The sequence below is a fragment of the Mesorhizobium sp. Root695 genome (genome assembly GCF_001428185.1).
Lineage (GTDB): Bacteria > Pseudomonadota > Alphaproteobacteria > Rhizobiales > Rhizobiaceae > Mesorhizobium.
This window is the reverse complement of record NZ_LMHO01000005.1, coordinates 59310-84584: the sequence shown is the minus strand read 5'-3', so window position 1 is coordinate 84584 and position 25275 is coordinate 59310. Positions and strand designations below refer to the sequence as shown.

Here is a 25275-nt window from a genome sequence, read left to right as displayed (position 1 = left end):
GATGTCGCCTAAGGTGCGCAGTGGTTTTGGGCAACGACATCACAAACAAGGAATGCATGTTGCAACGATGCGACGTGCATGGGTCTAGGAAAACAGACGGCGGTTTTGTCATGAGCGTTGCGCTGAAGGCGTCTGCTGCCCTCATGTTGATGCAGGGTGCGCTCTGGTCTGGTCCGGCACATGCCGACTGGCGCGATGATATCGGCACGTTTCGCATCGGCATCGTTGCCGGGCCAGGTGCCGGCAACACCGTTCCGGGGCTGGCTGTGTTGACCGACGCCTATACCAAGGCCTTGGGCATGAAGGTCGAGTTTGTCGTTGCCCGTGATTATGCCGCACTGATCGAGGCGCAGGCCAATGCCCGCATCCAATACGCGATCTATTCGGCTACCGCCTATGCGACGGCCTCGCAGCGCTGCTTATGTATCGAGCCGCTTGTGGCTCCGGTCGATTCCGACGGCGCGATCGGCATCCGCTCCATTCTGCTGACGCGGGACGGCAAGCTGCCTGACCTAGCGGCGATGGAGAGCCATCGCATCGCCATGGCACCTTCGGACAGCGTCGGCGGTTCTCTCTTGCCATTGGCGGCATTGGCGGCGGAAGGCCGCGAGTTTGCGGAAGATGCACCGTTTCTGGTCCATGCCGACTCGGCTGCGGCGGCCGAAACGATGCTAGTCGATGGCAAGGCCGATGGCCTGTTCGGCTGGGTGACGGCGGCTGCCGACGGCCAGCGGGAAACATCGGGCACGCAGGCAAGGCTCGAAGCGGCAGGGCTCTCAGTGACGGCGCTTCGGGTGGTATGGACGTCCGGCCTGCTGAGATATGGCCCCCACGCCGTCCGCAGCGATCTCGACCCTGAAGCCAAGCGCCGGCTCACCGTGTTCCTCACCAACCTCAAGTCGATGACGCCTGACATCTACGACCTCCTGGAATCGAAGCATTCGGGAGGCTTCGCCACCGTCGCCTCAAAGGATTACGAGATGGCCGTTGCTATCGTGCGCTTCGTCTCGGGCAGTGCTCCGCGGCAGTAGCGCAATTCCAGGAGACAAAGAGCGTAACGATTTCAGTCTGCGGTTAGATGGCAACAGAGAGCTGGAGCGATCGTGTGAAACGCCTGGCTGTCTCTGTTCAACAGTCGGTGCAAGGGATCCTCACGCTTCTGCGAGGGCGCAGATAGTAGGTTTCGCCCATCTTTATCTGGTTGAAAGCGGAGGTCATTGCAAGCTCGATGGCCGGCTTGTAGACGAGAGTGCTTTCGACGCGGATGAGGAAGGTGTTGGCGACCTTCAGCGTTGCTGGAACAGTGGTCTCCGTGGTTGCGGCGGCGCCAGCGCTGGGGACGCCATCGACCAACTTGCGTGACCATACCACCTGTGCCTTCGTCCCATCGGCTGAGACCTCTATTGCTGTGATGGTGATGCTCGGCGTCGAGCGGTTGTATGGCTGAAGTGTGATGGGGCCGATCTTCATGATGGCCTCGACATCCGCCTTGACGACGCTTGTCTGCTGGGTGACGAGATCAGCCACCATGCTGCCGATGCGACTGACCTTCTTGCTGGTCTCGATGGCCTGTGACGCCTCCATGGTCACCAAATACATGATCAGCAGGATAGGCATGATCAAGGCGAATTCGACTGCCGCGATACCGCGGCGGTCGGACCAGAATCGCCTTGCTTTCCGCCAAACTCCCGCAGTCCTAAGATGTGCCCCCGCACGCATCATGCCCATTGCCCTTTTTCTTTTACTGCTTGTGCATCCGCCTCGAACTCAGTTGTCGAACGGCTCGTTCTGCCAGGTCACCGACGCGAAATGCAGAGTCTTGTTGCCGCCCATCGACTGGGCCAAAAGGTCGGTCATTATGGGCCATTTGTAAAAGACCCGCAGCATGTTCCTCGATTCCGGCCCCCCCCACGTAACAGAAAAGGCCGGCGTGGCGGTGCCGTTCGTCAGGATGACTTTGCCGCCCGCAGTCTTGAAGCCGGCCGCGGCCGCGTCGGCAAATGTCGTATACTGGCGAAGATCCACGTCCAGCTGATTGGGACAATCCTGGGAAACGATGATCTCCAGTTTGTCGCAGATCATGGTCTTCAAATTGTCTCCGGCGATGTCGGCCGCCTTCAACTGGCCGGTGCGCAACCGGCGCGAGACATCGTCGGTGATGTTGGCCATCACTTCCTGAGCGGCAAATGCGATGCAGCTCTCCAGAATGGCAAAGACAAGCAGTGCGAACGGGATTGCAAGGATTGCAAATTCGATTGCCGTGCTACCGCGCCGGTCGCGAAGGAAGCGGGCGGAAAGCCTCGGGCGCTTCGCCTGGTGGTCGCCTGCGCTGCCCAATTCCTTGCTCATGTCCGATCCTGCCGATCTCTATGCGGTCTCGGAAGGAGCATTAGCGCAAACCGATTTAGGCCCGGTTTGGATGATCGCTAAAGTCGGCGCCAGCTTATTAACCAGCCGATAACCTGAACGGCGACTGCGCCATCCTATCGGCTGACGCTCATCTCCGCTTCGGAGGCCTTCTCGGCATCGCTCTTGTAAGAGCTTTCGCAATAGGGCGTGCAGGACATCGTCTGTATTTCGGCACGCCGGTAGATACGCACGGAGGAGGCGGCCTGCCGCACGACGGTGACCTGCTCGTCGACGATCGGGCTGCCGTCCGTATCGAGCACGACCAGATTGGTGACGCCGAAGCCTTTGCCGGTCAGCACGATCGTCGAAGCGTCCTGCACGGAAGCGTCGGCGATTGCCGGGTTGCCGACCACGATCGTGTCGGCGGGGCGCGACAGTTTGACGATCTTGGCCTGGTTCATCGTGACCTCGATGCCACCGCCGGCCATCGCGGGCGCGATGAAGGTCGTGGCGGCAAGAAGCGCGGCAATCAGTATTGACGATCTCGGCTGGGCCATTGAGGCGCTCCACGCAGGCGGACTGATCAACGGAACATGAACGAGATTGGTGAACCAACGGTTAAGCGCGCGTTGTTGCCGATGGTGCAATGGCCGGCAAGGCAGCCTCCGAGCTGCGGTCCGGTCGGAGCCGCAAGCGCCACAAAACCCGGAGACGGAAGGCCGACGGCACTTTAGCCCGAAGTTAACCACGCAATATGTTCGAACCGGGAAAGGAATCGGTAAGGCTGTTTATTAAGCCGATCGAAAGAGCTTCTCCCTAGATTGGCAGCATCCGATCAACCATCACAGAAGTTGACGGAAGTGCTGTAACACGTGGAGTAGGAGCTCTCAAATGTCTAATCTCATCGCACGTTTTGTGAAGGACGAATCCGGCGCGACCGCTATCGAATATGGTCTGATCGCCGCTCTCATCGCGCTCGCCATCATCACCGGCGCCGGCGCGCTCGGCAATGCACTCAACGCCAAGTTCACGACTATCGCATCCAAGGTGACCGGCAGCTGATCTGTCGTATTGCTGAGCACTTGGATTGCGTTCTGGATAAAGGGTCGCCACGTGGCGGCCCTTTTTCCATGCCGTTGCAATATCAGTCGTCTTTTCGTTCCGGACCTCATCAATCGTTAATCGAACATGCCTAGATTGAGCCCCGTGGAATCTGACAATAGGCATAGCGCCGATGCTTGAAGCCCTGATCTTCGTCGTCTTTCCATTCTGCATGCTGTTTGCCGCGATCTCCGACATGCTGTCGATGACGATCGCCAATCGCGTGCCGGTGCTGCTCGTCGTTGTTTTCGCGCTGGTTGCGCCGCTGACGGGTATGGAATGGGCGGCCTATGGCGGGCATTTCGCCGCCGGCGCCTTGGTCCTGGCCGTGACGTTCGGCCTGTTCGCTCTGGGCGGCATGGGCGGCGGCGACGCCAAGCTTCTGGCTGCCACCGCGATGTGGATGGGTCTCAATGTCAATCTCGTCGAGTATCTTGTCGCCTCGACCATCATCGGCGGCCTGTTGACGCTGGCGATCATCATCTATCGGAAGTCGCTGCTTGCGGCCGTTACCGGCCGAAATCCGTTTCTGCGCCATTTCGCCGACGAGGCAAACGGGGTTCCCTACGGCATCGCGCTTGGCCTTGGCGGGTTGCTGACCTATCCGGACTCGCCTTTGATGGTATGGGCGCTCGCCAGGCTGGCGGCCTGAACACGATCTGATTTCTTTTATTGATCAGCACTGCCGCAACCGGCTTTCAACAAGGCCGGCCGGGTCTTTCTGCCGGTCTGGCCACATTCCGTCTAATTTATGTAAACCTTAAATTAATCACGATCGTAAGCATTACATTAACCTTGTTTTGACGATTGCCGCTGCAAAGTCCGGCTTGGCTACGTGGTTTGCCAGGGCAAGGGTTCGGACAGATGCCAGCATCGCGATTGATAATTCTGAGCGTGGCGGTGGCCGCGGCGGGTGGCGCAGGCTATGTCGCGAAAAACATGGTGGCACCGCCGCCCCAGATCGTCGTCGATTCCGGCCCCCAGGCTCCGGCGGTGTCTCTGCAGGATGTGCTTGTGCTTTCAGGCGACGTTCCCATGGGCAGCCCGATCCAAAACAACATCGCCTGGCAATCCTGGCCCGCCGACGGCGTCAATGCGAATTTCATCACCCGCACCGCCGAGCCCGAGGCACTGGACAAGCTGAAGGGTTCCGTCGCCCGTGTGGCGATGTACGCCGGAGAGCCTCTGCGGCGTTCCAAGCTGATCGGCGAGGGGCAAAGCTTCATGTCGTCGATCCTGCCTTCGGGCATGCGCGCGGTCGCCACGGCCATCTCGGCCGACACGTCGGCCGGCGGCTTCATTCTTCCGAACGATTTCGTCGATGTCATCATGACCCGCAGGGCCGATGCCGCCAGCGGTGCCGCCGGCTTCAACACCGAGACCATCCTCAAGAATATCCGCGTCCTGGCCATCGACCAGACAATCCAGGAGGATGAGGAAGGCAAGAAGACCAGGGTGGGCCAGACCGCCACGCTGGAACTGACGCCCAAGCAGGCGGAGATCATCACCGTCGCCCAACAGATGGCGGATCGCCTGACCTTGGCGCTGCGGGCGGTCGCGGACACGCAGGAAAAGAATCTGGGTGAGGCCGACTATCTCGTTTCCGGCAATGGCCGCAGGGGAACGGTGAGGCTGATCAAGTCGGGCGAAGTTTCCGAAGTAGGGGCAAGGAAATGAGGCTAAGTGGTAAACTGCCGGCAATTGTAGCCGCGGCATTCGGCCTGCTGCTCGTCGGAACGAATGTGCAAGGCGTTGTCGAGGCAAAGAACGCGCAGGTCACGGCATCGACGGCCACCCAGCGCGTCAAGCTCGGTCTCAACAAGTCGGTGGTCATCGACTTGCCGAGCGATGCCTACGACATTCTCGTCGCCAACCCAGCGGTGGCCGATGCGGTGACCCGCACCGCAAGGCGCATCTACCTGTTCGGCAAGGCGGTCGGCGAGACGAACATCTTTGTCTTCGGCCCGAATGGCGAGCAGATCGTCAGTCTGGATCTGGCCGTCGAACGCGACGTTGCCGGCCTTGAAGATTATATCAGGCGCTTCCTACCGACGTCGACCATCAAGGTGGAACTGCTGAATGACAACGTTGTCCTGACCGGAACGGTCGACACGCCACTGGACGCAAAACGCGCGGTCGACCTGGCGACCATCTTCGTTTCGGGTGGTGAAGCGACGACGGGACAATATTCGCAGACTGCGGCCGGCGGTTCGGCCCAGAGCGGTGTCGACATCAACAATCCGGACCAGGAGCGCCGCACCAGCAAGATCGTCAACCTGCTCCAGATCATCGGCGACGACCAGGTCACGCTGAAAGTGACGGTCGCCGAAGTCAGCCGTTCGGTGATGAAGCAGCTCGGCGTCAACATGGTCGGCAGAGGCAGCTCCAACGGCATTTCCTATAGCGCAGCGAGTTCGCCTGCTTTCGGGTTGGGCAAGCCGATTTCGACTACGTCCGGTTTGTTGCTGGGGAACGGGGTCGGAAACGGCCTCCAGGCCTACGTCAATGCCATGGAGCAAAGCGGCGTGATGAAGACGCTGGCTGAGCCGACCCTCACCGCCGTGTCGGGCGAGAAGGCAACATTCAAGGTGGGCGGCGAGTACAATCTGGTGACCGGCCGCTCGAGCAACGTGTCGACCGACAACCAGACCGGCCAGACCACATACTCGTTTGACAAGATCGAATACGGCATTGGCCTCGAGTTTCAGCCGGTTGTGTTGTCAGCGGGGCGCATAAGCCTCAAGGTCAGAACAGCTGTTTCGGAGCCGACCACGGATGGTGCGCCGACCCTCGAAGGAGGGGGCAACAACATCACTTTACCTGGCATGACGATGTTGTCGATCCGCAAAAGACTTGCCGATACCACTGTCGAATTGCCTTCGGGGGGGTCGATGATGATCGCCGGCCTTGTTCGCGACGACGTTCGCCAGGCTGTCTCGGGCCTGCCTGGTCTGGCCAAGATCCCGGTGCTCGGCGCGCTTTTCCGCAGCAGGGATTTCGTACGCAACGAGACGGAGCTCGTCATCATCATCACGCCCTATCTGGTGAAGCCGGTGGCACGCAACGACCTTGCCAAGCCGGATGACAATTTCAACGCCGCCAGCGATGGCGCCGGCATGTTCCTTGGCCGCGTCAATCGCGTCTACGGTACCATGCAGACCGACAAGCCCAACGGCCGTTACCATGGCGTTGTCGGCTTCATCTACAAGTGAGCGGGGAAGCGGACATGTCTCAGTCAGCATTGAAGGCAAGCACCATCGCCGCAACGATGCGCCTCGGTCGCTCGCGGGTCTGCCGGCGAGCCGTTCCGGCCCTGGCGGTTGCGGTTGCGGCGCTGCTCGCCGGCTGCGCCCATCGCGACAGCATCACTGTCGGCGCCATTCCGGACGACTATCGCACCAATCATCCGATCGTGATCGCGGAGAAAAATCAGAAGATAGACCTGCCGGTTGGTGCTGGTGACCGTGGCATGACCGGCTCCCAGCGCGACACGCTTCTCGGTTTTCTGGACGGCTATGACAAAAGCGCCGCCCCGACGCTGACGATCCAGGTCCCGAGCGGATCGGCCAACGAGGTCGCCGCGACCGCGGCTGCCCGCGATTTCGGTCGGCTTGCAATCGCCGCGGGAGTCAAGCGCAACCGGATCGTCATCACCTCCTATCAGGCCGCCTCGAGCGAGGTATCCTCGCCGGTTCGCGTCGCCTTTGTCGCGGTGAGAGCCCAGACCGACAAATGCGGACGCTGGCCCGCCGACCTCGTCGATACGTCGGAAAACAAGCACTATGCTGACTTTGGCTGCTCCTATCAGAACAATCTTGCCGCCCAGATGGCCAACCCGGCCGACCTGCTCGGCCCGCGCAAGCCTTCCACCATTGATGCAGAAAATCGCGGCGCGGTGATCGATGTCTACCGTGCAAGAGGCATCTCAGACGAGTTCCTCGGCAATTCGGAAGTGACCTACTGAGCCGCCCAGTCTCGGATAGAACAGGCTACGGGAAAGAGTATGACGATGAGCAACCTTGCCTACGACGCCCCGGTGGATGGCAGCGATACCTCGCAGCAGGACATCGCCGCGATGCAGGCATTGCGGCCGATCCCGCGCATCTCGATCCAGGCATTCTGCGAGACCGAGGGTGTTGCCAATCCGGTCGAACGGGCCGGCGAGGACCGCCGTATGTCGAAGGCGCATCTCAAGGTCCATATGGGTGGCGTCCCCACCGCCATCGAATTCTACCAATCGGCGCCGACGCCCAACCTGATCTTGCTGGAATCGCGCAGCGAGCCGAAGCAACTGCTGGAGCAACTCGCCCAGCTCTCGGAATATTGCGATCCGACGTCGAAGGTGGTGGTGATCGGTCATTACAATGATGTCGGTCTCTACCGCGAGCTCATCCGCAACGGCATTTCCGAATATGTGATCGCGCCGGTGTCGATGGCTGACATTGTCAGCGTGGTGTCGTCGATTTTCATCGATCCGGAAGCAGAGCCGCTCGGCCGTTCGATTGCCTTTGTCGGCGCCAAGGGCGGCGTCGGCTCCTCGACGATTGCCCACAATGTGGCTTGGGCGATTTCCTCCCTGTTCAAATCCGAGGTAGTCGTCGCCGATCTCGATCTCGCTTTCGGCACGGCCAACATCAATTTCGACCAGGATCCGGCGCAAGGCATCGCCGAGGCGGTGTTTTCGCCGGAGCGCATCGATGAAGTCTATCTTGACCGGCTGCTGACCCAGTGCGCCGAGCATCTGTCGTTGCTGGCAGCACCTTCGACGCTCGAACGGGTCTATGACTTCGACCCGGAGGCCTTCGCTCAGCTCATCGACACCGCCCAGCGCAGCGTGCCGCTTTTGGTGCTCGATGTTCCCCATGTCTGGACGGGCTGGACCAAGAACACCCTGGTCAAGGCCGACGAGATCGTCATCACGGCGACACCGGAACTGGCCAATCTGCGCAACACCAAGAACCTTGTCGACATGCTCAAACGGCTTCGTCCCAACGACCCGCCGCCAAAGCTTATCATCAACCAGGCCGGCGTCCCGAAGCGCCCGGAGATTTCGCCGTCCGATTTCGCCGAGCCGCTCGGCCTGTCGCCAATGTCGGTCATTGGTTTTGATCCGTTGCTGTTCGGCAATGCCGCCAACAACGGACGCATGCTTGGCGAAATGGATGCCAAGAATCCGGTTGTCGCAATGATCAACGAAATGGCTCATGTGCTGACCGGGCGCAGTGAAATCAAGGCCAAGAAGAAGGCCGGGCTTGGCAACCTGCTCGGCAAGTTTTCGCGCAGCAAGAAGTGATGCTTCAGCAGTGGAACCGGTAGTCGATCATGTTTGGTAAAAGAGGTAGCGACGACGGCAACCGGTTCACGCCGGAATTTCGCCAGCCAGCACCGGCGCCTGTTGCGCCGCCGGCGGCAAGTTCCGCGGAGACGGCAGTTCTGGCCCGGCCTGCGGCCGCGCCGAGCGCACCTGTCGCGCCGCCGGCGCGTCGCGCGGTCGAGGCACCGCCATTGGCGCCTGAGCCGAAGCGGGCACAGCGGGAAAAGAGCGAAACCTATTACGACACCAAGAGCCAGGTTTTCTCCGCGCTCATCGACACGATCGACCTGTCGCAGCTCGCCAAGCTTGATCCGGAAAGCGCGCGCGAGGAAATCCGCGACATCGTCAACGACATCATCGCCATCAAGAATTTCGCGATGACGATCGCCGAGCAGGAAGAACTGCTCGAGGACATCTGCAACGATGTGCTCGGCTATGGGCCGCTCGAGCCGCTGCTCGCCCGCGACGACATCGCCGACATCATGGTCAACGGCTCCAAGAACGTCTACATCGAAGTCAACGGCAAGGTCGAGCAGACCGGCATCCGCTTCCGTGACAACCAGCAGCTCCTCAATATCTGCCAGCGCATCGTCAGCCAGGTCGGCCGCCGTGTCGACGAATCCAGTCCGATCTGCGACGCGCGTCTTCCCGACGGCTCCCGCGTCAACGTTATCGCGCCGCCGCTCTCCATCGACGGCGCGACGCTCACCATCCGCAAATTCAAGAAGGACAAGCTGACGCTCGATCAGTTGGTCAAGTTCGGCGCCATTTCACCGCAGGGCGCCGAAGTTCTCAAGATCATCAGCCGTGTTCGCTGCAACATAGTCATCTCGGGCGGTACCGGCTCGGGCAAGACGACGCTGCTCAACTGCCTGACCAACTATATCGACCGCGACGAGCGCGTCATCACCTGCGAGGACTCAGCCGAGCTGCAATTGCAGCAGCCGCATGTGGTGCGCCTTGAAACCCGCCCGCCCAATCTAGAGGGCGAGGGTGAGGTGACGATGCGCGACCTGGTCAAGAACTGCCTGCGCATGCGGCCCGAGCGCATCATCGTCGGCGAAGTGCGCGGACCCGAGGTGTTCGACCTTCTGCAGGCGATGAACACCGGCCATGACGGCTCGATGGGAACGATCCACTCGAACAGCCCGCGCGAATGCCTGAACCGTATGGAATCCATGATCGCCATGGGCGGTTATTCGCTGCCGCAGAAAACAGTGCGCGAAATCGTCGTCGGCTCCATCGACGTGATCATCCAGGCGGCGCGCCTGCGCGATGGATCGCGTCGCATCACCCACATCACCGAGGTGATCGGAATGGAGGGCGACGTCATCATCACGCAGGATATCGTCCTCTACAACATCAAGGGCGAGGACGCCAATGGCAGGCTGCTGGGAGAGCATGTATCGACCGGCATCGGTCGGCCGCATTTCTGGGAACGCGCCCGCTATTATGGCGAGGAGCAGCGCCTCGCCATTGCGCTTGAGGCGATGGAGAAACGCGCTGACTGACGCATCCTGGGGCGTAAGGGTTCGGGCCAATGTTTGGAATTGACGGCACAGTACTGGCGTTTGTCGTGCTCGCCGGCTTCAGCGCCGGCGCGGTCGCCTATGCATTCCTGTTCACCCGGATCAGCAACGAGAAACAGGTTGGCAAGCGGCTCGAAACGATCAGGACCGCCGAGACGGATCGTTCCGTCGTCAAGGCCTCGCGCGACCGCGCAGCGGAAGCCGTCAAGCGGCGCAAATCGGTTCAGGATTCTCTCAACGAGCTCGACGCAAAGCAGAAAACCAAGGACAGCGCGGTCAAGAAACCGCCGCTGAAAGCCCAGCTCCGTCAGGCCGGGCTGAAGACCACAATCGAGCGCTTCTATATATACTCCGCCATATGCGGCCTCGCTTTGACGATGGCTGCCTTTGTGGCCGGAGCGCCGCTGATCGTCTTGCCGGGCGTGCTGCTGGCCGGTGCGCTCGGCCTGCCGCGCTGGTTCGTCTCGTTTCGTCGCGCGCGCCGCGTCAAGGCATTCCTCAACGAATTTCCGAACGCGCTCGACATCATCGTGCGCGCCGTAAAATCCGGCCTGCCGCTGAACGACGCCGTGCGCCTGATCGCCAACGAATCGCCCGAACCGGTGAAGACCGAATTTCGTCGCATCGTCGATTCCCAGCAGATGGGCCTGTCGATCCCCGATGCGACCTTGCGCATGCCCGAAACCATGCCTTGCACGGAGGCAAGCTTCTTCGGCATCGTCATCCAGATTCAGTCGCAAGCCGGCGGCAATCTTTCCGAGGCGCTGGGCAATCTTTCGCGCGTGCTTCGCGATCGCAAGAAGATGAAAGCCAAGGTAGCGGCGCTGTCGATGGAAGCCAAGGCGTCCGCCGCGATCATCGGTGCGCTGCCCTTCATCGTCGCCTTTCTCGTCTACCTGTCGAGCCCGGCCTACCTGATGCCGCTGTTCGTCACCAGCGTTGGACATCTCATCCTTGGGTGCTCGGCAGTCTGGATGTCTATCGGCATCTTTGTGATGCGCAAGATGATGAACTTCGAAGTCTAGGATCGTGGCATGACCGAGCAAGTCATCAAAACCCTGACCGATCCGACCTTCCTGATCGCGCTGCTGGTCGCCATTGCGGTGTTTGCGACCGTCTTCACCTTGCTGCCGGCGTTTGGCGGAAACCAGCTCAAGTCGCGCATGAAAACCGTTGCGCTGGAACGCGACGAACTGCGTGCCAAGCAGCGCGCCCGGCTTGCCGTCGAGGCGGATCGCCGTCGCAAGGGTCTGCGCGAGGAACAGTCGGTTGGGATGCGCAACATTGTCGACCGGCTGGATCTGAGGCGCGCGCTCGCCGATGAGGGCACGTTGCAGAAACTCAAGGTGGCCGGGTTTCGCGGGCAGAACCCGCTGACGCGGTTTCTTTTCTTCCGTCTCGTGCTTCCCTTCGTCGGCTTCGCGCTGGCGGCAATCTACATCTTCGTCCTCGGAGGATTGCCCGACAAACCATTGGTCATCAGGCTGTTCGTCTGCATCCTCGTTGCTTATGGCGGCTTCTACGCACCGGTGGTCTATGTCAACAACCGTGCCACCAAGCGGAAGCAGTCGATCCAGATGGCATGGCCGGATGCGCTCGATCTGCTGCTGATCTGCGTCGAGTCGGGCATGTCGGTGGAAGCAGCACTGCGCAAGGTCGCTGACGAGATCGGTGCGCAATCGGTGGCTCTGGCGGAAGAATTCATCCTCACCAACGCCGAGCTTTCCTATCTGCAGGAGCGCAAGCAGGCCTACGAGAACCTGGCAAGCCGGACCGGCCTGGATTCGGTCAAGTCTGTGTCGCAGGCACTCGTCCAAGCCGAGCGCTACGGCACGCCGGTGGCACATGCGCTGCGCGTGCTTGCCGCCGAAAGCCGCGACATGCGTATGAATGCGGCCGAGAAGAAGGCCGCCGCCTTGCCGCCAAAGCTCACCGTGCCGATGATCCTGTTTTTCCTGCCGGTGCTTTTTGCCATCATTCTGGGTCCCGCCGGCATTCAGGTCAGCCAGCGCGGTATCTTCGGAGATCATCCGGCACCGGCATCAGCTCAGTAGCGGCGAGGCAAATCCCCGTAAGAAGATGTGAAGAAGCCGCGCTGCATGCAGCGCGGCTTCTTCATTGATGGTGGCTACAACGATCGTCGCCTCAGTTGGTCGCGGACTTTGACTTGTCCTGATCCTTGAGCTGGCTCCAGGCATTTTGCTGGGCCAGCATCTGCCTGAGATAGGCGACATTTGCCTGCGCCTGTTCGGGAGAGAGTTCCTGTGAGGCGATCTTCTCGGCTTCGTCGAAGCGGCCTTGCAGACCGACGACCAGCGCCAGGTTTTGGCGGACCCGGCTGTCCGCGTTCGGCTGCTGCGCGGCCGAGCGCATATAGGTTTCGGCGGTGCGCAGGTCACCTTCCAGCACATAGGACATGCCAAGATTGGAGAGCACCGAAGGCTCGTTCGGCTTGAGTTCGAGCGCCTTGCGGTAAAGCTGGCGCGCATCGTCCTTCTGGCCGGTCTGGTCGAGAATGGCCGCTTCGGCCGACACCAGCCTCCAGTCGGGATATTCCGGCGTTTGGGCGCGGCGCACGGCATCGAGTGCTGCCTCGAACTGGCCATTGGCGGCCAGGGCCTTGCCATAGGCGGCGAGCACGTCACGATCCTTCGGCAGAGCGATCGCCAGCTTGCGCATCACGGCGAGCGACTGGTCGGCGTCGCCATCCATCTGCAGTGCCGCGGCATAATTTGTCGCTATTCGCTTGTCGTTGGGGTTCCTGGCGTAGGATTGGCCAAGTGACGTCGTCGCAGTGTGCAGTTCTCCCGCCGACATGGTTTCCAGCGGTTTTCCGCTGGTGCGCCCGATCGAGCCGGTGGAAAGCTTGTCGGTTGCACAGCCGGCGACGCCCGCTGCGAGCACCAGCGCAAGGGTGGTGGTGATGAGCCGTTTTCCCCTGGCGTTGATCGTGCGGTTGGTCGGCATGGCTACCTAAGCCTCCATTCATGCGCGGCCATTGCGTGGCCGTCTTCCCTCCCGCAGAAATATTCTGTTAACCCTAACGGACGGTTAAGAACGGCGACTCGAAGGTCGCCGCATGGAGAACATCGAATGCCTGTTGAACTCATCGAGGAGAAACTGCCGGGCTCACTGCCGGTCCATCTGGTAGCCAGGGACGGTCTCGAGGCGACGGGTGTTGCGTCAGCCGCCGTCGCCTGGGCCAGAGCCAACGGCTTTTCCGGCGAGCCAGGCAGGACGCTGGTCGTGCCCGGCGAAAACGGAGCGCTCGGCGGCGCGTTGTTCGGTATCGGCGAAGGCGAAGGCGCGCTCGCCCTCGGCGCACTGTCGAAAGCCCTGCCGGAAGGCGACTGGCATTTCGCCTCGGTGCCGGCCGACCCCGAACTCGCGGCCACCGCGCTGGTGCTCGGCGGCTATGTCTTCACCCGTTATGGCAAGAAACCAGGCAAGGCGCTGCGCTTCGAACTGCCGTCCAGGGTCGATGCCGGGCGCGTTCGCCGCATTGCCGATGGCGTCTTCCTGACACGCGATCTGGTCAACACGCCGACCAGCGATATGGGCCCGGAAGACCTGGAGCAGGCGGTGCGGACCCTGGCAGGCAGGCACAAGGCCGAAGTCTCGGCGGTGAAGGGCGACGATCTCCTCGATCAGAACTTCCCGATGATCCATGCCGTCGGCCGCGCGTCGGCCGGCGCGCCGCGCCTGATTGACATGAGATGGGGGCAGCAAGGTGCGCCGAAGGTGACGCTGGTCGGCAAGGGCGTCTGTTTCGATACTGGCGGTCTCGACATCAAGCCGTCGTCCGGCATGCTGTTGATGAAGAAGGACATGGGCGGTGCCGCCAATGTGCTTGGCCTCGCCTCAATGATCATGGCTGCCGGCCTGAATTTGCGGCTGCGCGTGCTCATCCCCGCGGTCGAGAATTCGATTGCCGGCAACGCCTTCCGGCCCGGCGACGTGCTGACGAGCCGCAAGGGCATCACTGTCGAAATCGGCAACACGGATGCCGAGGGGCGGCTGGTGCTGGCCGATGCCCTGGCGCTGGCCGACGAGGAGGAGCCGCAGCTTCTGGTCGACATGGCGACACTGACTGGGGCTGCCCGTGTCGCGCTCGGCCCCGACCTGCCACCCTTCTACACCGGTGACGAAGCGCTGGCAGCCGACCTGGCGGCCGCTTCCATCGTGGCCGAGGATCCGCTGTGGCGCATGCCGCTGTGGCGGCCTTACGATGCAAAATTGTCGTCGAAGATCGCCGACATCAACAATGTCACCACGGATGGTTTCGCCGGCTCGATCACGGCGGCACTGTTCCTCAAGCGCTTTGTCGAAAAGACCGCGGGCTGGGCGCATTTCGACATCTTCGCCTGGAACCCCGCCGATCGCCCGCATGGCCCCGCCGGCGGCGAGGCGCAAGGCATCCGCGCGCTGGAGCGGATCATCTCGAAACGCTACGGGTGATAGCTGTAGCCAGAGCCGGCAAATTGCGGAAACTGAAACGGAACCGAAACAATTTGCCGTCATGCTGGCGCGATGTCGATTGCGATGCGCCCGAGCCAGGCCTTGCGACTGTGGCAGCAAGTGATGCTGTCGCAGGTGCGCGAGGACGCGCCCGATCTGACCATGCGCCAGACGGCGATCCTGTTCACAATCTATCTCGATCCGCCGCCTCACACGGTGCGCGGGCTGGCCGCCCGCCTCAATGTCACCAAGCCAGTGATCACCCGCGCGCTCGACACGATGGGCGCGCTGAAACTGGTGTCGCGGCATCGCGACGAACTCGACAAGCGCAATGTCTTGATCAGGCGCACCGTCGAGGGCGCGCTCTTTGTCGAGCGCTTCGGCGATGGTATCATCGCCAAGGCCCACGAACTGCCGATTTGAGCGAATTCCCCATCTAGAGAGCGTGATCCCGAAAAGTGGAGGCCGGTTTTCGGACAAGATCAGGCTCAAACAAAATAGAAGAGATACCCGATTTGACTGCCAGGGATGCCCGCCTTCACGCTTTCCGTTCCGACCTTGCCGACGCGCGGCTGAAGGGCGAGGTCGCTGCCGACCGCTTCGTCGCTGGCCGGTCGGCGCGGATCACCGCGCCCGTTGCCGATATGCGCAAGGCGCCGCGGCCGGATGCCGGCGTCAACACGCAACTTCTGTTCGGCGATGATGTCCTCGTCTTCGAGGTCACCGAGGGCTGGGCGTGGGTCCAGGCCGAACGCGACGGCTATGTCGGCTATGTCGCCGACACGATGCTGGGCGGGGGGGACCTTGCGCCCACGCACATCGTCTGCGTGCCGCGCACCTTCCTCTACCCCGGGCCGGATCTGCGCTTTCCGATCGCCGGACAATTGTCGATGGGATCGACTGTGACGGTGACGGATGCCGCCGACACGCGTGGCACGCGCTATGCCGTCCTGCCATCCGGCGAGGCGATCATCGCGGGTCATCTGCGGCCGCTCAGTGAAGCAGCCTCCGACTATGTCGCGGTTGCCGAGACGTTTCTTGGAACACCTTATCTTTGGGGTGGTACTTCCGGTTTCGGCATCGACTGTTCTGGCCTGGTGCAACTGGCGATGCGCATGACCGGCAGGAACGTGCTGCGCGATTCCGACATGCAGGCGGAGACGCTCGGCGAGCCGCTCGAGCCGGGCCCTGATTTCTCAGGGCTGCGGCGCGGCGATCTGGTGTTCTGGAAGGGCCATGTCGCCGTCATGACCGACGCCGAAACCATGATCCACGCCAACGGCCACACCATGCTGGTGTCGCGCGAAGGGTTGAAGGACGCCGTCGCCCGCATCGGCTATCTCTATGGCGGCCCTACAGGCTTTCGGCGACCGTAGGGAAGAACGATCCCCTTTTGTTCCGATTTTTCTTGGCGATTGACTGCCGTCGCGCTACCTCTGGCGGGTGACAGAGCAGCCGCGCCTTGCCGAACAGAATGCCACCGTAGCCCTGCCCGAACCATTCATCAGGTGGTTTGGCGAAAAGGGCTGGTCGCCGCGCGCCCATCAGATTGAACTTCTGGCGAAAGCCCAGGCCGGACAGTCGGTCCTGCTGATAGCGCCGACCGGCGCCGGCAAGACGCTGGCCGGCTTCCTGCCCTCGCTGACCGAACTGGCTGTCCGACCAAGGCGAAAGCCAGGCCAGGCGCAGCGCGGCATCCATACGCTCTACATCTCGCCTCTCAAGGCATTGGCTGTCGACATCGAGCGTAATCTCGGCAAGCCGGTTGAGGAGATCGGTCTACCCGTCACCATCGAGACCCGTACCGGCGACACCCCCGCGCACAAGCGCCAGCGCCAGAAGCTGGTGCCGCCCGACATCCTGCTGACCACGCCCGAGCAATTGGCGTTGTTGATCTCGGCAGGCGATGCGAGGCGCTTCTTCGACGACTTACGCTACGTCGTGCTCGACGAGTTGCATTCGCTGGTGACATCGAAACGCGGACATCTTTTGGCGCTCGGTCTGGCGCGGCTGCGCAGTTTTGTCCCCGGCTTGCAGACGATCGGCCTGTCGGCCACGGTGGCCGAGCCGGACGAGTTGCGGCGCTGGCTGGTCAGCCAGAATCCGCCCAAAGGTCCAACAAGCCCCGACATGGCTGAGCTCATTGTCGTGACAGGCGGCGCGAAGCCCGATATCTCCATCCTCGATTCGGAAGAGCGCGTGCCATGGGCAGGACACTCGGCGCGCTACGCCACGCCCGAGATCTACCGCGAGATCAAGCGTCACAAGACGACCCTGCTGTTCGTCAACACGCGCAGCCAGGCCGAGTTGCTTTTCCAGGAATTGTGGCGGGTCAACGAGGACAACTTGCCGATTGCCCTGCACCACGGCTCGCTCGACGTCGCCCAGCGCCGGCGCGTCGAGAAGGCGATGGGTGACAACGCCTTGCGCGCCATCGTCGCCACCTCGACGCTCGATCTCGGCATCGACTGGGGCGATGTCGATCTGGTCGTGCATGTCGGCGCGCCGAAGGGCGCCAGCCGGCTGGCGCAGCGCATCGGCCGCGCCAACCACCGCATGGACGAGCCGTCCAAGGCGATCCTCATCCCGGCCAATCGCTTCGAGGTGCTGGAATGCCGGGCGGCCCTCGACGCCAACTATCTCGGCGCCCAGGACACGCCGCCGTTGATCGATGGCGGCCTCGACGTGCTGGCGCAGCATGTTCTGGGCTGCGCCTGTGGTGCGCCGTTCCGTGCCGATGATCTGTTCGAGGAAGTGCGAACCGCGGCCCCCTATGCCAGCCTCGATCGACCGACATTCGACCGCGTTATCGATTTCGTTGCCACCGGTGGCTATGCGCTCAAGAACTACGAGCGCTACGCTCGCATCCGGCTGAACAAGGACGGGTTGTGGCGTGTGTCCAATCCGCGCGTTGCCCAGCAATACAGGCTGAATGTCGGCACCATTATCGAGGTGCCGGCGCTCAACGTGCGCTACGTCAAGGCCGGCAGCAAGGGCGCGGCTTCGCGCGGCGGCAGGGTTCTCGGCAAGATCGAGGAGGCTTTCCTCGAAACGCTGACGCATGGCGACACGTTCATGTTTGCCGGCAAGGTGCTGCGTTTCGAAGGCATTCGCGAGAATGAATGCTTCGTGTCGAACGCGCCCGGCAGCGATGCCAAGGTGCCCTATTATGGCGGCGGCAAGTTCCCGCTTTCGACCTATCTCGCCGAACAGGTCCGCATCATGCTGGACGACCCGCAGCGATGGAAGAAGCTGCCCGAGCAGGTGGCCGACTGGCTGCGGTTCCAGGCCGACAGGTCGGTGCTGCCCAAGCGCGATGACCTGCTGATCGAGACCTTTCCGCGCGGCAATCGCCACTATCTTGTGGCCTATCCGTTCGAGGGCAGGCTGGCGCATCAGACGCTCGGCATGCTGCTCACCCGCCGCCTCGACAGGGCGGGAGCCAGGCCGCTCGGCTTTGTCGCCACCGACTATGCGCTGGCCATATGGTCGCTGGGCGACATGGGCACGATGTTCAAAGCCAGGAAACCTTCGCTCAGTGCGCTTTTCGACCAGGACATGCTGGGCGACGATCTCGAAGCCTGGCTGGCCGACAGCTGGCTCCTCAAGCGCACCTTCCGCAACTGCGCGCTGATTTCGGGACTGATCGAGAAACGTCATCCGGGCCAGGAGAAAAGCGGCCGTCAGGTCACCGTGTCGACCGACCTGATCTACGATGTGCTGCGCAGCCATGAGCCCGACCACATCCTGCTTCAGGCGACACGCGCCGATGCGGCGACCGGTCTGCTCGATGTCAGCAGACTTGCCGATATGCTCTCGCGTATCCAGGGTCGAATCGTGCATAAGGCACTCGAACAGATTTCGCCGCTTGCCGTGCCGATCATGCTCGAGATCGGCAAGATGCCGGTCAACGGTGAGGCCGACGAGACACTGCTGATGGACGCGGCGACATTGGTCGAGGAGGCCATGGGGCCGGGAATGGCTGAGGAATGAATTTTTCGCTGGCGCGCGCTTCGCTGATCGCAGAGGCCGACCTTGTCGGCATCGCCGGCGAGCGCGCCGTCTGTGACCCGCGCGGCGTGCTCTATTTTCCGGATCTGCGGCTTCTGGCCGTGTCCGACCTGCATCTGGAAAAGGGTTCGTCGCTGGCACGACGCGGCGCATTGATCCCGCCTTACGACACCGGCGCGACCTTGCTGAGACTGCAAGCCGTCATATCAGACTACCAGCCGTCGATCGTCATCAGCCTGGGCGATAGCTTCCACGATGGCGGCGGCGCCCAGCGCATGCATGCGAGCTTCCGCGAGCGGTTGGAAGCGCTGATGGCCGGCCGCGACTGGTTCTGGGTCGCCGGCAATCATGACCCGGAAGCGCCCGCCGATCTGCCCGGCGAGACGGTGCGCGAACTCGCCATCGGCTCGCTGCTGTTCCGGCATGAGCCGTCGAAGCTGCGCGTCGAGGGCGAAATAGCGGGGCATCTGCATCCTTGCGCCCGCATCGTGCAGCAGGGTCGTTCCGTGCGGCGGCGCTGTTTTGCCGGTGACGGCGGCCGCATGATCATGCCCGCCTTCGGTGCCTATACCGGCTCGCTCAACGTGCTCGACCGCGCCTATGCCGGGTTGTTCCGGCTGGACACGCTAATGGCTTATATGCTGGGCACGGACCGTATCTTCGCCATTTCGCGCTCGATGCTCAGGCCCGGCTGAAACTGCCCTATCTGCCGTAGTAGAGCGTGACGGTGTGCTTCGCCTCGGCGAAGAACAGCCAGCGTTCGACCAGCATGCCGGCGAACTGCACGATCGCGGCGAGCAGTGACGCCGCCGTTGCGAAGGGCCAGGGCAGGGTGAATGTGGCGGCAAGCAGAAAGACGGGCAGGGCGAAGGCCACGCACTGCGTGATCTGGCGCAGCCGCGCACTGTGCTTGCGCGCGATGCGAAAGCCCATTTCCTTGAGCAGGTAGTTTTCCTCCGTATGCGGCCATTCCAGTGACCGCACCGTACCGCCGGCCAGCCCGGTAGCGGTGTTGGCGGTGGTCGGGATTTCGAGTCGATCATTGTATCGCCAGATCGCGAGCTTCCACCCCCAGCCGATCACAGTCATTAGAACGCAAACCGCCAGAAGCATTTTCGAGCCGATCGCAAAACCCTGGCATAGCGCGTTCAAAAGCACACTGCCGGTCATCGCCGAGAAGATGAGATAGGCGGGCAGAGTGAAGCGGCTGTGCCATTGGGCGATAGGCTTCAGCGAGGCATAGATCATGCCGGTGGTGCAAACGGTAACGATGGCACCGATGGTCGCCAGCAGCCCAGCTACGGCGACCCATCCGCCGGCTCTGCCCAGCAGAACCCAGCCGATGCCGAACAGTCCCGCCGGGATGAAGGTGATGACCGAGGCCACGCCTTCGCGCGACAGCCAGGAACTGCGCCATTGCGAGAACGCCCGCCAGGCGCGCTCGGGGCGGCCGAGATGACCCGTTGAGGACAACAACCCGGCCACGATCAGGCCGAGCGCCAGCCCCATGCCGATGAAGCCCAGCCAGAAATCGGGCGGGATGATCTGGAGCCCTCCGAGCACACCGAGCAGCGCGAGCAGGCCGTAGCCGGCGCCGGTGGCGGTGGTGAAGAAGACGACGGAGAAGGCTGGATGCATGGGCTAGTTCGAAAGCATGCGGTCGACCCAGCCGAGGAAGCCGCCTTCGGCCCGCACCGGTTCGAGGGCGGGTGCTGCCACCGATGCGGCGCGCGTGGTATGAGCGCGCGGCGGCAGGTATTTGTTGGTCGGGTGATAGCCGAGCTCCGGCATCAGGTCGACGCCGCCCCGTTCCGCCACCAGTTGCGAGACAGCCGACTGAGGATCGCCGAGATCGCCGAAATGGCGGGCACTGGTCGGGCAAGCGGCGACGCAGGCCGGCACGCGGTCTTCCTCGGCCAGATTGTCATTGTAGATGCGGTCGACGCACAGCGTGCACTTCTTCATCACGCCGACATCGGTGTCGAACTCGCGTGCTCCATAGGGACAGGCCCAGCTGCACAATTTGCAGCCGATGCACTTGTCCTCGTCGATCAGCACGATGCCGTCTGAGGCCCGCTTGTAGGAGGCACCGGTCGGGCAGACGGTGACGCAGGCCGGCGTCTCGCAATGCAGGCAGGAACGCGGGAAGTTGACGGTGCGCCCGCCCATTTCGGTGGTGTGCTCGTAGCTGTGCACGCGGTTGAACCAGACGCCGTCGACATGGCCGCCATAAGGGTCGATGTCGGTCAGCGGCGCCATGTGGCCGCCGGTGTTCCATTCCTTGCAGGCGGTGACACAGGCCTGGCAGCCGACGCAGGTGTCGAGATCGATGACAAGGCCGAGCTTCTTGCCGCTTTGACTTGGCAGACAGGTCATTCGGCCGCCTCTCTTGCACGGCGGAACTCGGCACCGAAAGTCAGCTTGTCGGGTGAGGGCACGAAATGCGGCGGCTGCTGAAAACGCTCGAATTGCGGCTCGGTGAAGCCAGCTTCTTCCGCTGCGCATTTGAAGATGCGCACGCGCAGGTCGAACCACGCCGCCTGGCCGGTCACCGGATCGGAGTTCGAATAGCGCTTGCCCTGAGCATCGGCCGAAGTCTGGTCGCCGATGATGTGGTTGAGCAGGAAGCCACGGTTGGATTCGGCCGCGTCGTCCTTCAGCCCCCAGCTGCCGCGCCGCTTGCCGATGGCGTTCCAAGTCCAGACCGTGCTTTCGTTCACCCCGTCGATCAGCTTGATCTGCCCCTTCACCCTGCCATTGATGCTCTCGATCCACACCCAGTCGTCATCGACAAGGCCAAGGCCAGTTGCCGTCCGGTGATGCACAAACAGCCGATTCTGGCTGGTGATCTGCCGCAACCACGCATTCTGTGATCCCCAGGAATGGTACATGTGCATCGGCCTTTGCGTCAGCGCATGCAGCGGATATTTTTCGAGGTCGACGACCGCTTCCTCGAAGGGCATGTACCAGAAAGGCAGCGGGTCCATATAGGTCTCGATGCGCTGGCGATCGCCCTCCGGCGGCAAGACGCGACCGTGCCCACGCGCGGCCAGACGAAAACGCTGCAACGGCTCGGAATAGAGCTGGAAGACGATCGGCTCCGCCTTGGGGATAAAGCCCATCTGCTCCGCGAAATCGAGATAGGAGCGGTTGGCCATCTTGTAGTAGCGCTGGTCGTCAGCAAAATCGTGATGCCAGAAGCCGCCATTGTCGATGTAGCGCTGTAATTGGTCCGGGTTGGCCTCGCCCCTGCCGGTCGAGGTCCCGTCCTTGCCGCGCCACCCGGCGAGCGGGCCGATGCCGGGCGTGCGCTCATGGTTGACGATATAGTCGGCATAGTCGCGGTACATGGCGGAGCCGTCGTCATCGACGAAACCGGGCAGGCCAAGCCGGGCACCGAGTTCGATCAGCACCGACTGGAACGGCCTGACGTCACGGTCAGGCTCGACGACGGGATGGCGGATGGCGTCACCGGGTCCGTCGGCATGGCTGATCGGCCGGTCGAGCAGGCTGATGCAGTCGTGACGCTCGAGATAGGTCGTGTCCGGCAGTACGAGGTCGGCGAATGGCACGGTCTCGGAATAATAGGCGTCGGAATAGATGATGAAGGGGATCCTGTAGTTGCCCTCGCCATCATGGTCGGTCAGCATCGCAATGGTCTCGACGGTGTTCATCGAGGAATTCCACGCCATGTTCGACATGTACATCATGAGCGTGTCGATCCTGTAGGGATCGCCGGCCCAGGCGTTGCGGATGACGGTATGCATCAGACCGTGTGCCGCCAGCGGCGCGTCCCAGGAATAGGCCTTGTCGATGCGAACAGGCGTGCCGGCCTCATCGACCAGCAGGTCGTCCGGCCCACAGACGAAGCCGAGCGGCATGCCGTCAAGCGGCGTCATCGGCTTGACGGTCTTGCCCGCCGGTTTCGGCCCGGGCGGCGCGGATCGGGGGTAGGGCGGCTTGAAACGGAAACCGCCGGGGACATCCACCGTGCCCAACAGCACCTGAAGCAGATGGATGGCGCGGCACGTGTGAAAACCGTTCGAGTGGGCCGAGATGCCGCGCATGGCGTGCATCGAAACAGGCCGGCCCTTGATGGTCTCGTGGCGGCGCCCGGCCCAGTCGGTCCAGGCGATCGGCAATTCGATCGTCTGTTCGAAAGCGACATGCGCAAGTTCGGCGGCGATCCTGCGGATCGTATCGGCGGCAATGCCGCAGCGCTCGGCGACCGCGTCCGGTGCATAGCTCTCATTGAGGTAGCGGTCGGCGATCAACTGGAACACCGGAACGCAGCGCCGGCCATCAATGGTGAAGCTGCCGGTCAGTGCCGGTTTCGCACTGGCATCGGTGGCGCTGACCGGTCTTTTGGCAACTCTGTCCCAAGCCAGTGGATTGCCGTCGCCATCGCGCACCAACAACCCGTCATCGGCGGCACCTGGCTCCTGCACTACGAGGGCATGGGCATTGGTGTAGTGCAGCAAATAGTCGAGATCGACGCGGCCGGCCTTCAGCAATTCGTGGATGAGGGCGAACACGAACAGGCCGTCGGTGCCGGGCCGGATGCCGATCCAGTCGTCGGCAATGGCATTGTAGCCGGTGCGGCACGGGTTGATCGACACCACCTTGGCACCGCGCGCCTTGAGCTTGCCGAGGCCGATCTTGATCGGGTTGGAATCATGGTCCTCGGCGACGCCGAACAGCATGAAATATCTGGTGTTGTCCCAGTCGGGCTCCCCGAACTCCCAGAACGAGCCGCCGATCGTGTAGAGGCCGCCGGCCGCCATGTTGACCGAACAGAAGCCGCCATGGGCAGCGAAGTTCGGTGTACCGAACTGGCTCGCCCACCAGCCGGTCAGCGACTGCGACTGGTCGCGGCCGGTGAAGAAGGCCAGTTTCTTGGGGTCGGTCCGGCGGATGGCCGAGAGCCGTTCGGTGGCGATCGAAAACGCCTCTTCCCACTCGATCTCGCGGAACTCGCCGGAGCCGCGCGGGCCGGTGCGCAGCAATGGCTTCTTCAGCCTTGCCGGGCTGTAATGCTGCATGATGCCGGAGCTGCCCTTGCCGCAGATCACGCCGCGATTGACCGGATGATCCTTGTTGCCGTTGATGTAGCGGACCTTGCCATCCTTGATGTGCACGTCGATGCCGCAGCGGCAGGCGCACATGTAGCAGGTCGTCTTGGCAATGCTGTCGGAAACGTCAGGCGAGGTGTCGACGCCATCGCCTTCATCCGGTGCGCGCGTGTCGGCAGGCGGGCGTTGCGATGGTGCCGAATTCGCGCCGCGTGGCGATCCGTGCATCATGATCCGGTAGTGCCTGTTCGGCCCATGGATTTGGCTCGCGTCTTCGGTCCGGGGCCGCGCATGTAGTGCTCTTCCGGGTGATAGCGATCGCCGGCCAGCCGCCGCCTTATGCCGCGGGTCCAATGCGCAAGCAGGGATCTGAACCGCCCGATCATTCTGCTCTCTGCGATCTCTCGGCGAATTTTTTCTAACTTCACTCGAAAACTTAGAATGAAGCTATCGATCTGTCTAATCAGTTGTTCTTGTAAATTCGATCGATATTGGTTCTTAATGCGCCCATGACCCTTGATCAGTTGCGGATTTTCGTCGCCGTCGCCGAGCGCGGCCATATGACCAAAGCTGCCGAACTGCTGGGCATTTCGCAGTCGGCCGCATCGGCCGCCATCCGAGCGCTTGAAGAACAGCACGGCGTGCATCTGTTCAACCGGGTCGGCCGCAACATCGAGCTTGCCCAGACCGGACACCGGTTCCTGCCCGAAGCCAAGGCCGTGCTCGAACGGGCCGCCGCCGCCCGCAATGTGCTGGAGCACGTCTCGCAGACAGTCACCGGCAGCCTCTCGATCGCCGCCAGCCAGACCATCGCCAGCTACTGGCTGCCGCGCCGGCTGGCTTCCTTCCACGAAGCCTATCCCGCCGTCAGGCTGAGCGTCAGCATCGGCAACACCAGGCAGGTGGAGGCCAATGTCCTCGATGGCGCGGCGGATCTCGGCCTGGTCGAGGGGCGCACCGAGTCCGACATCCTGCGCCGCACCAAGGTCGACGTCGACAGGCTGATGCTGGTGGTTGCCAGCTCGCATCCGGAGATCGCCGAAGTCGCGCCCGGCCACTCCGACATCAAGGACCTGCGTTGGATCATCCGAGAGGGCGGTTCCGGCACCCGCGAAGTGCTGGAGGATCTGGCGCGCCGCGAAGGAATTTCGCTCGCCGACCTCAGGATATTCCTGGTGCTGCCGAGCAATGAGGCTATCCGCCAGGCGGTCGAGGCGGGTGCTGGCGCCACGATCATCTCGGAGCTTGTCGTCGCCCGCGCCGTGGCCGAAGGCAGTCTCAGGTCCGTGCCGCTCGAATTGCCGAAACGCGACTTCGCCATGATCACCCATCGCGATCGCCAGGCAAGCCTGGCCCAGATGGCGCTCAAGGCGCATCTCGGCGCGGAGATGAACGGGTCTGCACCAAGGTAGGGTCCGTTGAGATTCGGGTCAGCCATTTG

The 25275-nt window shown here is 62.4% G+C and carries 24 protein-coding genes and 1 pseudogene; 16 read left to right on the top strand and 9 right to left on the bottom strand.

The genetic code is table 11. The features are described from left to right. The first annotated feature begins 110 nt into the window (after positions 1 to 110). Positions 111 to 1031 (top strand): phosphate/phosphite/phosphonate ABC transporter substrate-binding protein, encoded by a 921-nt coding sequence (locus ASD99_RS07200; protein WP_056584911.1) that lies wholly within the window; start codon positions 111 to 113, stop codon positions 1029 to 1031. Positions 1032 to 1128: 97 nt separating this feature from the next. Here ASD99_RS07200 and ASD99_RS07195 read toward each other — a convergent pair whose 3' ends face one another. The 4 genes and pseudogenes from ASD99_RS07195 to ASD99_RS07185 all read right to left on the bottom strand — a co-directional run bounded on the left by ASD99_RS07195 (position 1129) and on the right by ASD99_RS07185 (position 2906). Then, positions 1129 to 1722 (bottom strand): TadE/TadG family type IV pilus assembly protein, encoded by a 594-nt coding sequence (locus ASD99_RS07195; protein ID WP_057143125.1) that lies wholly within the window; start codon positions 1720 to 1722, stop codon positions 1129 to 1131. 45 nt (positions 1723 to 1767) lie between these two features. Further along, complete coding sequence (locus ASD99_RS07190; RefSeq protein WP_320410758.1) at positions 1768 to 2169, bottom strand: pilus assembly protein; 402 nt, start codon at positions 2167 to 2169, stop codon at positions 1768 to 1770. A 30-nt stretch (positions 2170 to 2199) separates the two neighbouring features. Continuing rightward, positions 2200 to 2349, bottom strand: a pseudogene (locus tag ASD99_RS35255) (TadE/TadG family type IV pilus assembly protein); the annotation flags it as partial. A gap of 134 nt (positions 2350 to 2483) precedes the next feature. Continuing rightward, positions 2484 to 2906 (bottom strand): pilus assembly protein N-terminal domain-containing protein, encoded by a 423-nt coding sequence (locus tag ASD99_RS07185; protein ID WP_056584915.1) that lies wholly within the window; start codon positions 2904 to 2906, stop codon positions 2484 to 2486. 334 nt (positions 2907 to 3240) lie between these two features. Between ASD99_RS07185 and ASD99_RS07180 the strand changes: the two genes are divergently transcribed. From ASD99_RS07180 to ASD99_RS07140, 9 genes are all read left to right on the top strand, one after another. Then, positions 3241 to 3411 carry a Flp family type IVb pilin gene (locus ASD99_RS07180; RefSeq protein ID WP_056584917.1) on the top strand — a complete coding sequence of 57 codons (171 nt, stop codon included), beginning with the start codon at positions 3241 to 3243 and terminating at the stop codon, positions 3409 to 3411. Positions 3412 to 3583: 172 nt separating this feature from the next. Further along, positions 3584 to 4102 carry a prepilin peptidase gene (locus ASD99_RS07175; RefSeq protein WP_056584919.1) on the top strand — a complete coding sequence of 173 codons (519 nt, stop codon included), beginning with the start codon at positions 3584 to 3586 and terminating at the stop codon, positions 4100 to 4102. A 212-nt stretch (positions 4103 to 4314) separates the two neighbouring features. After that, on the top strand, positions 4315 to 5127 hold the full coding sequence (cpaB, locus tag ASD99_RS07170) for a Flp pilus assembly protein CpaB (RefSeq protein ID WP_056584921.1): 813 nt from the start codon (positions 4315 to 4317) through the stop codon (positions 5125 to 5127). After that, complete coding sequence (locus tag ASD99_RS07165) at positions 5124 to 6662, top strand: type II and III secretion system protein family protein (protein WP_057143124.1); 1539 nt, start codon at positions 5124 to 5126, stop codon at positions 6660 to 6662. The genes cpaB and ASD99_RS07165 overlap by 4 nt, the downstream gene beginning before the upstream one ends. Before the next feature lie 14 nt (positions 6663 to 6676). Next, positions 6677 to 7414, top strand: a complete 738-nt coding sequence (locus ASD99_RS07160; protein ID WP_056584927.1) for a CpaD family pilus assembly protein — start codon at positions 6677 to 6679, stop codon at positions 7412 to 7414. Positions 7415 to 7459: 45 nt separating this feature from the next. After that, positions 7460 to 8743, top strand: coding sequence for an AAA family ATPase (locus ASD99_RS07155; protein ID WP_413813920.1), 1284 nt, complete (start codon positions 7460 to 7462; stop codon positions 8741 to 8743). A gap of 29 nt (positions 8744 to 8772) precedes the next feature. Beyond that, positions 8773 to 10275, top strand: a complete 1503-nt coding sequence (locus tag ASD99_RS07150; protein ID WP_056584931.1) for a CpaF family protein — start codon at positions 8773 to 8775, stop codon at positions 10273 to 10275. A gap of 29 nt (positions 10276 to 10304) precedes the next feature. Then, positions 10305 to 11318: a type II secretion system F family protein gene (locus ASD99_RS07145; protein ID WP_056584933.1), complete on the top strand. Its 1014-nt coding sequence runs from the start codon at positions 10305 to 10307 to the stop codon at positions 11316 to 11318. A gap of 9 nt (positions 11319 to 11327) precedes the next feature. Continuing rightward, entirely contained in the window at positions 11328 to 12347 is a 1020-nt protein-coding gene (locus ASD99_RS07140; protein WP_056584935.1) for a type II secretion system F family protein, read from the top strand. Positions 12348 to 12438: 91 nt separating this feature from the next. On the opposite strand, the gene ASD99_RS07135 is transcribed toward ASD99_RS07140, so the two are convergent. Beyond that, positions 12439 to 13260 (bottom strand): tetratricopeptide repeat protein, encoded by an 822-nt coding sequence (locus ASD99_RS07135; RefSeq protein WP_056588434.1) that lies wholly within the window; start codon positions 13258 to 13260, stop codon positions 12439 to 12441. Positions 13261 to 13386: 126 nt separating this feature from the next. Here ASD99_RS07135 and ASD99_RS07130 point away from each other — a divergent pair, with 126 nt between their 5' ends. From ASD99_RS07130 to pdeM, 5 genes are all read left to right on the top strand, one after another. Then, a complete protein-coding gene (locus ASD99_RS07130; protein ID WP_082583174.1) occupies positions 13387 to 14751 on the top strand; it encodes a leucyl aminopeptidase family protein in 1365 nt (454 codons plus the stop codon). A gap of 72 nt (positions 14752 to 14823) precedes the next feature. After that, positions 14824 to 15174, top strand: coding sequence for a MarR family winged helix-turn-helix transcriptional regulator (locus ASD99_RS07125; RefSeq protein WP_057143123.1), 351 nt, complete (start codon positions 14824 to 14826; stop codon positions 15172 to 15174). A 92-nt stretch (positions 15175 to 15266) separates the two neighbouring features. Beyond that, positions 15267 to 16127, top strand: coding sequence for an NlpC/P60 family protein (locus tag ASD99_RS07120; RefSeq protein WP_057143122.1), 861 nt, complete (start codon positions 15267 to 15269; stop codon positions 16125 to 16127). 67 nt (positions 16128 to 16194) lie between these two features. Next, complete coding sequence (locus ASD99_RS07115; protein ID WP_057143121.1) at positions 16195 to 18744, top strand: ligase-associated DNA damage response DEXH box helicase; 2550 nt, start codon at positions 16195 to 16197, stop codon at positions 18742 to 18744. Beyond that, positions 18741 to 19457, top strand: a complete 717-nt coding sequence (gene pdeM, locus ASD99_RS07110; protein ID WP_056588396.1) for a ligase-associated DNA damage response endonuclease PdeM — start codon at positions 18741 to 18743, stop codon at positions 19455 to 19457. The genes ASD99_RS07115 and pdeM overlap by 4 nt, the downstream gene beginning before the upstream one ends. A gap of 7 nt (positions 19458 to 19464) precedes the next feature. Here pdeM and ASD99_RS07105 read toward each other — a convergent pair whose 3' ends face one another. The 4 genes from ASD99_RS07105 to ASD99_RS33155 are packed head-to-tail and all read right to left on the bottom strand — an operon-like array spanning position 19465 to position 24394. Then, the gene (locus tag ASD99_RS07105; protein WP_057143120.1) at positions 19465 to 20400 is read right to left on the bottom strand and encodes a dimethyl sulfoxide reductase anchor subunit family protein; all 936 of its coding nucleotides are present in this window, start codon (positions 20398 to 20400) and stop codon (positions 19465 to 19467) included. A gap of 3 nt (positions 20401 to 20403) precedes the next feature. Then, positions 20404 to 21138: a 4Fe-4S dicluster domain-containing protein gene (locus ASD99_RS07100; protein WP_057143119.1), complete on the bottom strand. Its 735-nt coding sequence runs from the start codon at positions 21136 to 21138 to the stop codon at positions 20404 to 20406. Then, positions 21135 to 24065, bottom strand: a complete 2931-nt coding sequence (locus ASD99_RS07095; RefSeq protein WP_057143118.1) for a molybdopterin oxidoreductase family protein — start codon at positions 24063 to 24065, stop codon at positions 21135 to 21137. Before ASD99_RS07095 ends, ASD99_RS07100 begins: the two co-directional genes overlap by 4 nt. Then, a complete protein-coding gene (locus tag ASD99_RS33155; RefSeq protein ID WP_156388938.1) occupies positions 24062 to 24394 on the bottom strand; it encodes a hypothetical protein in 333 nt (110 codons plus the stop codon). The genes ASD99_RS07095 and ASD99_RS33155 overlap by 4 nt, the downstream gene beginning before the upstream one ends. Between ASD99_RS33155 and ASD99_RS07090 the strand changes: the two genes are divergently transcribed. Beyond that, positions 24344 to 25246 carry a LysR family transcriptional regulator gene (locus ASD99_RS07090; RefSeq protein ID WP_056588385.1) on the top strand — a complete coding sequence of 301 codons (903 nt, stop codon included), beginning with the start codon at positions 24344 to 24346 and terminating at the stop codon, positions 25244 to 25246. The genes ASD99_RS33155 and ASD99_RS07090 overlap by 51 nt on opposite strands. Positions 25247 to 25275 lie beyond the last annotated feature (29 nt).